10 protein-coding genes are annotated in these 13,662 nt (G+C 68.3%); 7 read left to right on the top strand and 3 right to left on the bottom strand.

What is annotated here, in order from left to right:
- Window positions 1-3: 3 nt before the first annotated feature.
- Window positions 4-1,521, bottom strand: a complete 1,518-nt coding sequence (locus J4H85_RS10455) for a DEAD/DEAH box helicase (protein WP_208240431.1) — start codon at window positions 1,519-1,521, stop codon at window positions 4-6.
- A 218-nt stretch (window positions 1,522-1,739) separates the two neighbouring features.
- Here J4H85_RS10455 and J4H85_RS10450 point away from each other — a divergent pair, with 218 nt between their 5' ends.
- Both J4H85_RS10450 and J4H85_RS10445 read left to right on the top strand, forming a co-directional pair.
- Entirely contained in the window at window positions 1,740-2,459 is a 720-nt protein-coding gene (locus tag J4H85_RS10450; protein WP_208239367.1) for a ferritin-like fold-containing protein, read from the top strand.
- A complete protein-coding gene (locus tag J4H85_RS10445) occupies window positions 2,459-3,691 on the top strand; it encodes a methyltransferase domain-containing protein (protein WP_307863606.1) in 1,233 nt (410 codons plus the stop codon). The genes J4H85_RS10450 and J4H85_RS10445 overlap by 1 nt, the downstream gene beginning before the upstream one ends.
- Window position 3,692: 1 nt before the next feature.
- Here J4H85_RS10445 and J4H85_RS10440 read toward each other — a convergent pair whose 3' ends face one another.
- Window positions 3,693-3,917, bottom strand: a complete 225-nt coding sequence (locus J4H85_RS10440) for a DUF3107 domain-containing protein (protein ID WP_208239365.1) — start codon at window positions 3,915-3,917, stop codon at window positions 3,693-3,695.
- 59 nt (window positions 3,918-3,976) lie between these two features.
- Window positions 3,977-6,637, bottom strand: coding sequence for a penicillin acylase family protein (locus tag J4H85_RS10435; protein WP_208239363.1), 2,661 nt, complete (start codon window positions 6,635-6,637; stop codon window positions 3,977-3,979).
- A gap of 117 nt (window positions 6,638-6,754) precedes the next feature.
- On the opposite strand from J4H85_RS10435, the gene J4H85_RS10430 reads away from it, so the two are divergent.
- The 5 genes from J4H85_RS10430 (at window position 6,755) to sucD (ending at window position 13,562) form a co-directional block, all read left to right on the top strand.
- Entirely contained in the window at window positions 6,755-9,292 is a 2,538-nt protein-coding gene (locus tag J4H85_RS10430) for an ATP-dependent helicase (RefSeq protein ID WP_208239361.1), read from the top strand.
- Between the two features lie 81 nt (window positions 9,293-9,373).
- Entirely contained in the window at window positions 9,374-10,357 is a 984-nt protein-coding gene (locus J4H85_RS14275) for a GGDEF domain-containing protein (protein WP_208239359.1), read from the top strand.
- Entirely contained in the window at window positions 10,354-11,364 is a 1,011-nt protein-coding gene (locus J4H85_RS10420; RefSeq protein WP_208239357.1) for a GGDEF domain-containing protein, read from the top strand. The genes J4H85_RS14275 and J4H85_RS10420 overlap by 4 nt, the downstream gene beginning before the upstream one ends.
- A gap of 92 nt (window positions 11,365-11,456) precedes the next feature.
- Window positions 11,457-12,623: an ADP-forming succinate--CoA ligase subunit beta gene (gene sucC / locus J4H85_RS10415; protein ID WP_208239355.1), complete on the top strand. Its 1,167-nt coding sequence runs from the start codon at window positions 11,457-11,459 to the stop codon at window positions 12,621-12,623.
- A 33-nt stretch (window positions 12,624-12,656) separates the two neighbouring features.
- Window positions 12,657-13,562: a succinate--CoA ligase subunit alpha gene (sucD, locus tag J4H85_RS10410; RefSeq protein WP_208239353.1), complete on the top strand. Its 906-nt coding sequence runs from the start codon at window positions 12,657-12,659 to the stop codon at window positions 13,560-13,562.
- Window positions 13,563-13,662 lie beyond the last annotated feature (100 nt).

Below are 13,662 nucleotides of genomic sequence, written 5' to 3'. Positions count from 1 at the left end.
CGGCTAGCTCGTCGTCGAGGCCGACTCGCCATCGGTGCCGGGGGCGGACTGCTCGCCGTTGGCGGCGGCCGACTGCTCGCCACCCTGTCCCGAGCCGCCGCGACGGCGACGCCGACGGCGACGGGGTGCGGTGCCCGGCTCGCCCTGGGCTCCTGAGCCGGTCGCGCCATCGTCGCCCGGTGCGGTGCTCTCGGCCTCGCCGCGGGCGGGGGCGTGCGACTCGTGCCGGCCGGGCCCCTGCGGGTTGGCGCTGCGCGTGCGACGCCGCGAACGGTTCCGTTCGGAGCCGGAGCTGCCCTCGCTCGAGCGCTCTGAGCGCTCGGAGCCCGACCGTGATCCGCCGGACTTCGGGGCGCGCTCCTTGATGGGCGTGGCCTTCAGACGACCCTTCGACCCCTCGGGGATGTTGAGGTCGTTGAAGAGGTGCGGCGACGACGAGTAGGTCTCCTGCGGCTCGGGACGGTTGAACTCGAGCGCGCGGTCGATGAGTGCCCACTTGTGCAGGTCGTCCCAGTCGACGAAGGTCACGGCGATGCCGGTGCGTCCGGCGCGGCCCGTGCGGCCGACGCGGTGCAGGTACGACTTCTCGTCGTCGGGCACCGTGTGGTTGATCACGTGCGTGACATCGTCGACGTCGATGCCGCGCGCCGCGACGTCCGTCGCGATGAGGATGTCCTTCCTGCCCGACTTGAACGCGGCCATCGCCCGCTCGCGCTGATCCTGGTTCAGGTCGCCGTGCACCGACGCGGCGGAGAAGCCGCGGTCCACGAGCTCCTCCTGCAGCTTGGCGGCGGCGCGCTTCGTGCGCATGAAGATGACGGTCTTGCCGCGGCCCTCGGCCTGCAGGATCCGGCCGATCACCTCGTCCTTGTCGAGGGAGTGGGCGCGGTAGATGATGTGCTCGATGTTGGCCTGAGTGACGCCCTCGTCGGGGTCGGACGCCCGAATGTGGATGGGCCGCGACATGAAGCGGCGCGCCAACGTCACGATGGTGCCGGGCATCGTCGCCGAGAACAGCATCGTGTGCCGGGTCTCGGGGGTCAGCGAGAACAGCTTCTCGATGTCGCCGAGGAACCCGAGGTCGAGCATCTTGTCGGCCTCGTCGAGGACCATCTCGCGCACCTTGCCGAGATCGAGCAGGCGCTGACCGGCGAGGTCCAGCAGACGACCCGGCGTGCCGACGACGATCTGGGCGCCGGCTTTCAGCTGCTCCACCTGTCCTTCGTAGGCCTTGCCGCCGTAGATCGGCACGACCTGGACGGCGCGGTTCTGTGCGGCGAGCTCGAGATCCTCGTACACCTGATGCGCGAGTTCGCGCGTCGGCACGACCACGAGGGCCTGCACTCCGGGTTCGGGGTTCGCGCCGATGCGCTGCAGCACCGGGAGGCCGAAGCCGAAGGTCTTGCCCGTGCCGGTCTTCGCCTGGCCGATGATGTCCTGGCCGTCGAGCCCCAGGGGGATCGTCTGCTCCTGGATGGGGAAGGCATCGACGATGCCTCGGGAGGCGAGCGCCTCGACCATATCGGCGTCGACGCCGAGCTCGGTAAACGTGGTCACGTGGTGTCCTCTGCAGTTCGTGGTGATGCTACGCGCTGATTCAGACCCCGCGTAGCCGCCGGGGATCCCTGTCCTCCGACGTGGGCGTGCTCCGCACAGTCTATGGCACGTCCGCTCCACGATCCGGGAGGGGACGGCTGCAACATGCCCGGATTCCGACGCGACCTCGCTACAATGACGGGGTGTTCGAATGGATCCGAGGACTGCGCAAGTCGAGTGCGCCGGCGCGAAAGCTCCGGACGCGCGGAGACGCGGAGCGCGCCGAACGCGTCGCCGTCTCGGAGTTCGCACCGGGTATGCTGCCGTTCCTCGGCATGACCGCGTACCTGCAGCTCGAGCTCTACGCCGCGGCGACCCGCGCCGTCTCCGGGGCGGCGACGCTCGAGGGCAAGGACGTGCTCGCCCGGGTCGCCGGTCTCGCGCTGTCGAAGCACCAGCGCCTCACGGAGGAGATCCGGCGGCGGGGGCACGAGCCGCACGTGGTGATGACTCCGTTCGGCGGCATCATCGACCGCTACGTCGAGCGCATCGAGGTGCCCGACTGGCATCAGCACGTGCTGTCGCTGTACCTCGTCGGCGGTCTCTTCGACGACTTCTTCGCGAGCCTCGCGGGCGGCATCAAGGACGGGTATCGGTCGGATGCGATCGAGATCCTCGGCGACGGCAGCGCCCGCGAAGAGCTGCACGATCTGCTCGCGCGCGAGATCGCGGCCGACGACGGACTGGCCAGCTGGCTCGCGCTGTGGGGTCGTCGTCTCGTCGGCGACACGCTCCTCGTCTCGCGTGCCGTGCTCACACTGAGCGAGCGTCGCGAGTTCGTCGAGAGCGAGGTCGAGCCGGTGTTCACCGACCTCATCGCCGATCACATCAGGCGCATGGACAGTCTGGGGCTGACGGCGTAGTGACGGACGTCGCGGATCGGCGCAGCGCCTCCCCGCGGGACCCCGCAGTGCGCTGCGGGTACTTCGTCTCGGGTGCCTGCCGATCCTGCACGCTCATCGAGACGCCGATCACCGATCAGTTGGCGGGCAAACAGGCACGCTGCAGAAGTCTGCTGCCCACCGTCCCCGAGTCGGCGTGGGTGGCCCCGGTGCCCGGCGGGGTGCGGGCGTTCCGCAACCGCGCCAAGCTCGCGGTCGGCGGGCGCGCGGGAGCGGTGACCCTCGGAATTCTCGCTCGTGACGGCACCGGCGTCGATCTCCGGGCGTGCCTGATCCAGGGGGGCGCGATCCACGCGGCGATCCCCGCACTGGCCGAGGTACTGAACGCGACGGGACTCGCCCCGTACGACGTGCCGGCTCGCCGGGGCGAGCTCAAGTACGTGCACGTGACCGAGGCGCCGAACGGCGATCTCATGCTGCGCTTCGTGGTGCGCACTCAGGAGGGACTCGGCCGCATCCGGGCGCGTCTCGGCGCAGTGCGCGCCGCGATCCCGGCGGCCGTGGTCGTCACGGTCAACCTGTTGCCCGAGCACCGCGCCGTGCTCGAGGGCGATGAGGAGATCGTGCTCCACGGGGCATCGTTGCCGATGCCCCTCGGCCCGGTGACGCTGCACCTGCAGCCGCGCAGCTTCTTCCAGACGAACACCGTCGTCGCGCAGGCGCTCTACGCCCAGGTCGCCGACTGGGTGGATGCGATGGGACCGCAGACGCTCTGGGATCTGTACTGCGGCGTGGGAGGCTTCGCACTGCACTGCGCGGCACCGGGGCGCGCGGTGACCGGGGTGGAGCTGAGTACGAGCGCGATCGAGGCCGCTGAACGCAGCGCCGCCGACGCCGGTCTGCATGCCGACTTCATCGCCTCCGACGCCACGGCATACGCGCACGATCACGAGAGCGAGGCGCCGGAGCTCGTGATCGTCAATCCGCCGCGACGGGGCATCGGCGGAGAACTCGCCGACTGGTTGCAGCGGAACCGACGCGTGCGCAGCGTCGTCTACTCGAGCTGCAACCCGGAGTCACTGGCGCGAGATCTCGAGCGCATGCCGGACTTCGCAGTGCGCAGCGCACGCCTCTTCGACATGTTCCCGCATACGGGGCACCTCGAGGTGGCCGTGCTGCTCGAACGCGGCGCTCCCGCGCCGCACGATCCGACGTCGGCCGCGCCCGAGAGCGCGACCGACGCGGGCCGGTAGATCAGCTGACGAACCCGACCTTGCGACCGGACTCGCCGCCGAACTCCACATAGGAGATGCTATCGATGTTCACGAGGAACTGCTTCCCCTTGCTGTCGCTCAGCGTGACGAGTTTCGATCCGTCGCCTCCGGCGCGCTCGAAGAGCTCGCGAACGCTCTCGGTGCTCTGATCGGTCTCGAAGCTGAGCTCGCGCGGCGACTGTGCGATGCCGATGCGTACCTCCACGGCCTACCTCCTGGTTCGGTGACACGGACAACTACCGACAACGATTCTAGGGGTCCAGGCTATTCCCGCGCTGGGACGAGCCGGAGCGCGTCCTGCGCCGCCGTGTTCACCGCGTCGGGGGAGTAGGCCCACGGGACCTGCCGGCCGACTGCCCAGTCCTCGGCCTGGTCGGTGTAGTGCGGATGGAAGGCGTGCCCGCTCGCACCGGTGAGGTGGTGCCAGGTCGAACTGTCCCAGTCGCCCGGATCCATCACCGTGCGGAACGAAGGGACCGTCTGCGTCGCGTAGCCGTCGCCGAGCGACCACCCCGTGGCGTTCACGACACCGTCGCCACCGCCGACGGGGATGGGCCCGCGATTGAAGAGTCCCTCGACGAGTCCGATCCCGCTGGTGCCGAACGTCCCGTGCGTGAGCGTGATCGCGTGCAGGTCGCCCCAGTCCCACTGCGCGGGGTCGTCCCCCTGCAGGGCGACGAGTTCGTCGACGGCCTGCCCCGCGGCAACGGCGAGGACCGCGTCGCGGCCCGTCGTCCCCGAATCCTCATCGCGCCACCACGTCGATTCCGGGTCGGCGAGCTGCTCCTCGAACATGAGGAAGAGCAGCGACTGGTCGCCGCGCGGGATCGTGGTGTCCCCGCTGAGCAGGAGTGCCGTCACGCGCTCCCAGAGCACGTTCGCGTACGCCGCAGCGGCCGAATCCGCATCGTTCCGTCCGTTCCAGTCGTCGAGCAGCGCGAGCGCGGCGTCGACGGTTCCGGCATCCGCGTCCGCCGCGCGACGCACCTCCGCCGCGTCGAGGTCGCCGATCGCTTCCTGGAGCGCTGGAGCGACCGGGAAGCGGTTGTCCATCTGGATCTCACGCATGTCGTCTGCGGTGACCGGACCCGCGGCGATGCGCTCCTCGAGCAGCTCCGTGATCCGGTCGCCCCGGAAGCCCGAGTTCCAGTCGCGCGTCAGGAAGTACGGGTAGTCGTCCGAGGCGATCGCGTGGTTCGCGGTGACGATGACACCCGATTCCGGATTGAGATCGGTCGGGAGATCCGCGAACGGAATGTATCCCTGCCAGTCGTACGCGCTGTCCCACCCGGGCTGAGGGAGCCACCCGTCGCCCTCCCCGCGGATCGGGAGCTTGCCCGGGGCCTGATAGCCGATGTTGCCCGACGTGTCCGCGTAAATCAGACTTTGCGCCGGGACGTCGAACTGCGAGGCCGCGACTCTGAACTCGTCAAAATCGGATGCCAGGTTCAGCGAGAAGATCGCCTCGGCCGTCCGCCCGGGTTCCAGCGCCGTCCATCGCAGACTGAGGGCGTGCTCGCCGGGGAGTGCTCCGGCATCCACCGGGGGATCCTCCGCGATGCTCGTGAAATCTGGCGTGAGCCCAGAGACGATGGGACCGTGCACCGTCTCTCGCACCTCGAACGTGACGTCGTCGGAACCGGCGACCGCGAGCGTCTCCTCGCGTGACTCGATCGGCACGCGCTCGCCGTCGCGCCAGGAGGTGTCCCCGTCGATGCGTTCGACGTACAGGTCGGCCACATCGGTCGACAGGTTGGTGAAGCCCCACGCGATGTCCTGATTGTGACCGATGGCGATCCCGGGGACCCCGGAGAAACTGAACCCGGCGACATCGAAGGGGCACGCGTCCGAGACCGGCGCGCAGCGCAGCTGCTGCTGATTCCATACCGAGGGCAGCTCGGCGCCGAGGTGGGGGTCGTCCGCGAGCAGCGGCATCCCCGATGCGGTGTGCTCGCCCGACACCACCCAGGAGTTCGATCCGACACCCTCTCCGGTCGCGAGCAGCCGCGAGAGGCGCTCTGAGACGGCGGGGTCGGCGGGATCTGCGGGGTCGGCGGGGTGCTCCGTCGCAGCGGCGCTGGTTTCCGACGCTGAGGCCGTGGTGAAAGCGACCGTGTCGGCGGTGGTCGTGCCCTCGACGTCGCGGTTCGCGGACATGCCGTCGCCGTTCCAATCGCGGTCGACGACGACGGGGTGCTCGTCGAACGGATACTCCGGGTACAGCTCCTCCAACTGCTCGAGCGGCAGCGTCTGCGCGAGGATCGCCCGATCAGTCTCGTCCTCGATGTTCGTGCGCAGATCCCACGCCATCGCCTTGAACCAGGCGACCGAATCGGCAGGTGTCCAGGGCTCCGGTTCGTACCCGGGGTTCTGCAGCCCGAGCACGGTGTACTCGAGCGAGAGCCCGCCGCCCGAGCGATCGGCGAGGTACGCATTCACCCCGTCGGCGTAGGCCTGATAGAACGCCAGAGTCTCCGGTGGCAGCGCGGCGACCTCGGCTTCTGCGACCTGTCGCCAGCCGAGCGTGCGGAGGAACTTGTCGGTGTCCACCTGCGACTCACCGAACAGCTCGGAGAGTCGTGCGCTCGTAAGGTGCCGTCGGAAGTCCATCTCCCAGAACCGGTCTCCGGCGTGCGTGAATCCCTGGGCGAAGAACAGGTCGTGCGAGGTCTCGGCCGTGATCGTCGGCACCCCCTGCGCGTCGCGCTGCACCAGCACCGCCGCCTCGAGTCCCGCCGCAGGGATCTCTCCACGGGTCTGCGGGAACGGGCGTACGAACGACCAGGCGATGACCGCGGAGAGTCCGAGCGCGAGCGCCACGATCACGGCGAGGACCCACGTCAGCGCGCGTCCGACGCGCGAGCGACCGGGGTGGGGGCGGGAATCGGCTCGCGGAGCGGCCGCGATCGGGGTCGTCTGCGTCATGCGTGCGGGCTCCAGCTTCGATGATGGTCGTGCGGTCAGTCTGTCACGCTGCGCGGTTCGCGTGCGGGCGCCGCTACGTCGGGAGATGTCAGAGGCGGCATCTACACTGGGAGCACGATGAGCGACTTCGAACTTCTGGATCCCTCCGGTGCGCCGGTCGGGGACGGCGACGACCTGACGGACGGCCTGAATCCGGCGCAGAAGCGTGCCGTGACGGCGCGCGGTCAGGCGCTGCTGATCGTGGCGGGCGCCGGATCGGGCAAGACGCGGGTGCTCACGCATCGCATCGCATCGCTCATCCGAGCACGTGAAGCGTGGCCGAGTCAGATTCTGGCGATCACCTTCACCAACAAGGCCGCGGCCGAGATGCGCGAGCGCATCGAAGGGCTGCTCGGTGCGTCGGCGCAGGGCATGTGGGTCTCCACGTTCCACTCGGCATGCGTGCGCATTCTGCGGCGCGAGGCCGAGCGGTTCGGGTACGGCTCCGGGTTCACCATCTACGACTCCGCCGACTCCCGCGCGCTGCTGAAGCGGATCATCAAAGACCTCGATGCCGATAGCTACGGGTTCACCCCCGCGAATGCCGGGGCGAAGATCTCCCGGCTGAAGAACGAGCTCTCCGATGCCGAGGCCTACACCGCCACGATGAACGCGTCGGACCCCCGCGAGCGACTGTTCGGCGAGATCTTCCGCACGTACGACGCCGAGCTGAGACGCGCGCACGCGTTCGACTTCGACGACCTCATCGGCCAGACGGTGCACCTGTTCCGCGCTCATCCCGACGTGGCCGCGGTGTATCAGCGACGCTTCAGGCACGTTCTCGTCGACGAGTACCAGGACACCAACCACTCGCAGTACGCCTTGATCCGCGAACTGACGAAGCCCGTGGCTCCCGTCGACGCCGAGCGGCTCGTGCCGCCGGTGCGCGCGGCCGAGGTCGACGGGACGGGGTCGATTCCCGGGGCCAGTCTCACGGTCGTCGGCGATTCCGATCAGTCCATCTACGCGTTCCGCGGCGCCGATATTCGCAACATCGTCGAGTTCGAGCGCGATTTCCCGGGTGCGGAGGTGGTGAAGCTCGAGCAGAACTACCGCTCGACGCAGAACATCTTGAGCGCCGCCAATGCCGTGATCGGCAACAACTTCGACCGTCAAGAGAAGAGCCTGTGGACGTCGGAGGGCGACGGCAAGCGGATCGTCGGGTTCACCGGGTACTCGCAGCACGATGAGGCCCGCTTCGTCGCCGAAGAGATCGAGGAGCTGCATCGCTCCGGGCTCGCGTACAGCGACATCGCGGTCTTCTACCGCACCAACTCGCAGACGCGCGCGCTCGAAGAGCTGCTCATCCGCTCGGCAGTGCCCTACCGCGTGCTCGGCGGAACCAAGTTCTACGAGCGGGCGGAGATCAAGGACGCGATGTCCTATCTGACGAGCATCGCGAACCCCTACGATCCGATCTCCTGGTCGCGGCTGCTGGGCGTGCCGAAGCGCGGCATCGGTCCGATGGCTGAGGCACACCTCGCGAACTTCCAGGAGGCGCAGGGGATCTCCTTCCACGAAGCGATGCTGCGCGCCGGGGAGCTGACGTTCGGTCCGAAGGTGCGGTCGGCCATCACCGGCCTCGGTGATCTGCTCGGCCGGGCCGCTCGAATGGCCGCCGGTGGCGGGGCGACCGACGACTCCGGCACCGAGAAGCGACCCGCGCCGGTGGGGGACCTGCTGAAGCTGATCCTCGACGAGACCGGTATGGTCGAGCGGCTCCGCGAGAAGCGCGACCCCCAGGACGAGGCCAGGGCCGAGAACCTGGAAGAACTCGTATCGGTGGCGCGCGAGTTCGACGCGAAGAACCCGGAGGCCGGGCTTGTCGAGTTCCTGACCGAGGTGAGTCTCGTGGCGGCAGCCGACGATCTCGACGACGCCAGCGGCACCGTCTCGCTCATGACGCTGCACACGGCGAAAGGACTCGAGTATCCCGCGGTCTTCATCACCGGCGTCGAAGAGGGTCTGCTGCCGCACCAGATGTCTGTGGACGAGGTCGGCGGCATCAGCGAGGAGCGCCGGCTCATGTACGTCGGCATCACGCGCGCCCGACAGCAGCTCTTCATCACCCTGGCATCGACGCGTGCCCAGTTCGGCGACATCTCCGTGGCGATGCCGTCGCGATTCCTGCAGGAGATCCCCGAGCATCTGATCGAGTGGCGGCAGTCACCCGGAGAGGTGACGGGCCGAGGCGGTACCGAGTCGCGGGCGCTCAACGCACCCCGCTCCGGCGCGCGGCCGGCGCGCGGCGGAGCGAGCAGCACGAACTCATCGGTGACGTTCGGCAGCGGGGGCGGTCGCGGCAGCGCCGCGATCGCGGAACCGGCGAGCGGCAACATGCAGTCCGCGCTCGACAAGTGGCGGGAGCGGAAGCGCCTCGCGAAGGAGCAGCAGGCGGCCGGGGGAGGCTTCCCGAATCTGGTCGGCGGAAACGTGCGCGACAACGGCGATCTCGAATTGGCGCCGGGAGATCGCATCTCGCACGAGGACTACGGTGAGGGGCGGGTAACCGGTGTGACGGGTGTCGGTTCGAAGCGGATCGCACACGCCGTGTTCGAGTCGGTCGGTGAGCGGAAACTCCTCGTGAAACTCGCCCCCATTACGAAGCACGACTGAGGCGGCTGAACTCTCGGGAAGAGGCGCTACAGTGTGTTGCGGGGTCACTATGCAACATGTGCGTTATAGGAGAGTCGTCCGGTGAACGGCGCCGATCGTCGCGCCTCGGGAGCGGGACTCTGGTCTCACCACGACGCCCACTCCGTCTTCATCAGTGTCGCCGCTGCGCTCCTCACCGTGACACTCGTCGTCGACCTCTTGACGAGTAGCGACGCCTACGGCATCGGGGTGCTGAGCGTCATGCTGGTGGTGACGGCCACCATGGGGGTGGTCGCCATCGTGCAGGGCGCGAGGATCCCGCGATCGTTCGGGCTCGCCGCGGTGTGCGCGTTCGGGCTCGCGCAGGTGTTCTTCCTCAGCGGGCTGAGCGATGCGAAGGGCGCGGTCAGCAGCTTGCAAGAACTGCCGATCCTGGGCTTCTACCTGGGCTGGTTCGTGCGTCCCGTCCTCGCCCGCACGCTGATGAGCGTCTCGATCGTCGCGCTGATCCTCGCGATCCTCACGAACCCGGATTTCGCCCCCGACGGGCAGCTCGGCGTGCCGACGGCCGTGCACGGGCTCCTGGGCGCGATCTTCTGCTTCGAGGTGGGCAGCTATCTCTGGAGGCGCTCGACCGCGCTCGCGAACACCGACCCGCTGACCGGGGTGCTGAATCGCCGCGGATTTCTCGCGTCGCTGCGGCGCGAACTCCGCGTGCCGGCGTCGCAGCGCAGGCACGCGATGGCGTTCGTCGTCATCGACTTCGACGACTTCAAGCTGGTCAACGACACGTCCGGTCACGGCGAAGGGGATCGGGTGCTCCGGGAGATCGTCGGCGAGTGGGAAGAGGAATCCCGCACGCGCGACCTCATCGGTCGCACCGGGGGAGATGAGTTCGTCATGCTCTTGCGACGCACCGACGAGCGGCAGGCCGCGGCGATGATGCAGCGACTTCAGGCACACTCGGCGCACCCGTGGTCGTGGGGCGCGGTGACCGTCGAGCCGGAAGATTCGGTCGACTCGCTGTTCGCGCGGGCCGATGCGCAGCTGTACCTGCAGAAGAGCGCACGGAAGAGCGTCTCATGAGGCGCGCGGTCAGGGGAGTGCCCGAGTCTCGCGTCCGCGCCGGCGGGGATGCCGTGCTGCACCGGTTCGCCGCGTGGCAGACGCCGTTCTCGGTGGTGAGCGGACTGATGCCCGGAGTGCTCGTGCTCGTCTTCGCCACCGATCTCATCGTCGGCCACGAGGGCGCGAACCGCACGCAGATCCTGTGGTGGATCGTGCTCTTCGGCATCGCCACGACGCTTCCGTTCGCGCTCGGGCGTCGGTATCCGGCGTGGCTGGGGCTCGTCATGGTCGCCTTCTACGCGGGCTGGATCACGTACTTCATCGTGTGGGTGAACCATGTGCACGCCCACATCAGCGCACTCCTCGAACTGCCGATGGTCGCCCTCTACCTCGGCTGGTTCTTCCGTCCGGGCATCGGCCGCCCGTTCATGTTCGTCTGCGTGGTCGCGGTCATCGTCGCGGTCAGCTTGAACCCCGAGGTCGCAGGACCCGGGATCCCTTCGTGGATCACGACCGGCTACGCCATCATGATCGCCGGTCTGGGGTTCGAGGGCGGCGTCTTCATCCGACGCGTGGCCGATGCGCGACTGGAGCGCGATGAGCTCACGGGAGCGCTGAACCGACGCGGTCTCGATCGGCTCGCTCGTCTGACCGCCAGTCGGGCGGCGCGCAGAGACGTTCAGCTCACCTGCGTGGTGATCGATTTCGATCACTTCAAGGAGATCAACGACTCGGCGGGTCACGCGGCGGGGGACACCGCGCTCCGTGACACCGTGCTCCACTGGATGTCGCACATGAACCGGAGCGATCTCATCGCTCGCACCGGAGGCGATGAGTTCGTCATCATTCTGCACTGCTGCACCGAGGACGGCCGGATGCTCGTCGAGGAGGTGCAGCGGAGCTCACCGCACCCGTGGTCCTACGGCATCTCCGCATTCCCCTCGGGGGACACCCTCGATCGCGCGATCGCGCGGGCGGACGAGCACCTCTATCGGGCGCGAGGCAATCGTCGTCGGAACGCCTGAGGAGCCGGTGATAGAGTGGAATGCGGTCGATATTTCTCTCGACATCGAGACGTTTTTGCCTCGGAACACCCCGACCAAGCAAAGGACAGTACGTGGATCTGTACGAGTACCAGGCCCGAGACCTTTTCGAGCGCTACGAGGTTCCCGTCCTCGCGGGCATCGTCGCCGACACCGCCGAGGAGGTGCGTGCAGCGGCCGAGAAGCTCGGCGGCGTGGTGGTCGTCAAGGCGCAGGTGAAGACCGGCGGTCGCGGCAAGGCCGGCGGCGTCAAGGTTGCGAAGAACCCCGATGAGGCGTTCGAGGCTGCGCAGCAGATCCTCGGTCTCGACATCAAGGGCCACACCGTGGAGCGCGTCATGGTCGCGGCGGGTGCTGACATCCGCGAGGAGTTCTACTTCTCCGTGCTCCTCGACCGTGCGAACCGCTCCTACCTCTCGCTCTGCAGCGTCGAGGGCGGAATGGAGATCGAGCAGCTCGCCGTCGAGAAGCCCGAGGCGCTCGCGCGCATCGAGGTCGACCCCATCACCGGCATCGACGCCGCGAAGGCGGAAGAAATCGCTCGCGCGGCGAACTTCCCCGAGGAGCTCGTCGCGAAGGTTGTTCCCGTCTTCCAGAAGCTCTACGCGGTCTACGCCGGAGAAGATGCGACCCTCGTCGAGGTGAACCCGCTCGTGCTCACCGGCGAAGGAGAGATCATCGCACTCGACGGGAAGGTGTCGCTCGACGAGAACGCCGAGTTCCGTCACTCCGAGCACGCTGAGCTGGCCGACAAGTCGACCGAGGATCCGCTCGAGGCCCAGGCCAAGGAGCAGGATCTCAACTACGTGAAGCTCGACGGCGAGGTCGGTGTCATCGGCAACGGTGCGGGTCTCGTGATGTCGACGCTCGACGTCGTCGCGTACGCGGGCGAGCGGCACGGGGGCGTGAAGCCCGCCAACTTCCTCGACATCGGCGGCGGCGCGTCCGCCGACGTGATGGCCGCCGGCCTCGATGTGATCCTCGGCGATCCCCAGGTGAAGTCGGTCTTCGTGAACGTGTTCGGCGGCATCACGGCATGCGACGCCGTCGCGAACGGCATCGTGGGGGCACTCGACAAGCTCGGCGACACGGCGAACAAGCCGCTCGTCGTGCGCCTCGACGGCAACAACGTCGATGAGGGCCGCGCGATCCTCGAGCGTGCGGCGCACCCGCTCGTGACGCTCATGCCCACCATGGACGAGGGCGCCGACAAGGCCGCCGAACTGGCCAACGCCCGCTAGCACACGACGAGACTCGGAAAGAAGTACACACTTATGTCGATCTTCCTCAACAAGGATTCCAAGGTCATCGTTCAGGGCATCACCGGTGGCGAGGGTACGAAGCACACCGCACGCATGCTCGCAGCGGGAACGAACGTCGTCGGAGGTGTCAACGCGCGCAAGGCGGGCACCACCGTCGCGCACGTCGACGCCTCGGGCGCCGATGTCGAGCTTCCCGTCTTCGGCTCCGTCGCCGAAGCGATGGAGACCACCGGTGCCGACGTGTCGGTCGCGTTCGTCCCGCCCGCCTTCACGCAGGCGGCCGCGATCGAAGCCATCGACGCGGGTATCGGCCTGCTCGTGATCATCACCGAGGGCGTGCCGGTCAAGGACTCGGCCGAGCTCTGGGCGCACGCGAAGGCGACTGGCGGCAAGACCCGCATCATCGGTCCGAACTGCCCCGGCATCATCACGCCGGGCGAGGCGCTCGCGGGCATCACCCCGGCGAACATCACCGGCAAGGGGCCGATCGGACTCGTGTCGAAGTCGGGCACCCTGACCTACCAGATGATGTTCGAGCTGCGGGATCTCGGGTTCTCCACCGCGATCGGCATCGGCGGCGACCCGGTCATCGGCACCACGCACATCGACGCGCTCGCCGCATTCGAGGCGGACCCCGAGACTCAGGCCATCGTCATGATCGGTGAGATCGGCGGCGACGCGGAAGAGCGTGCCGCCGAGTACATCAAGGCGAACGTCACGAAGCCGGTCGTCGGGTACGTCGCCGGCTTCACCGCGCCCGAGGGCAAGACGATGGGCCACGCCGGCGCCATCGTGTCCGGCTCCGCCGGTACCGCGCAGGCGAAGCAGGAAGCGCTCGAGGCCGCGGGCGTGAAGGTCGGCAAGACGCCGTCCGAGACCGCGCGTCTGCTGCGTGAGGTGTACCAGAGCGTCGCGTAAGCGCACGACACACGGAATCCGGGTCACCCGGCGCGAACCGCGTGAGCGGCTCCCGCGGGTGGCCCGGATTCCGTCGTGTTGCGAGGCGCTCGCGCCCCGC

The organism is Leucobacter tardus (assembly GCF_017583045.1).
Lineage (GTDB): Bacteria > Actinomycetota > Actinomycetes > Actinomycetales > Microbacteriaceae > Leucobacter > Leucobacter tardus.
This window is presented reverse-complemented; position numbering and strand designations above follow the sequence as displayed.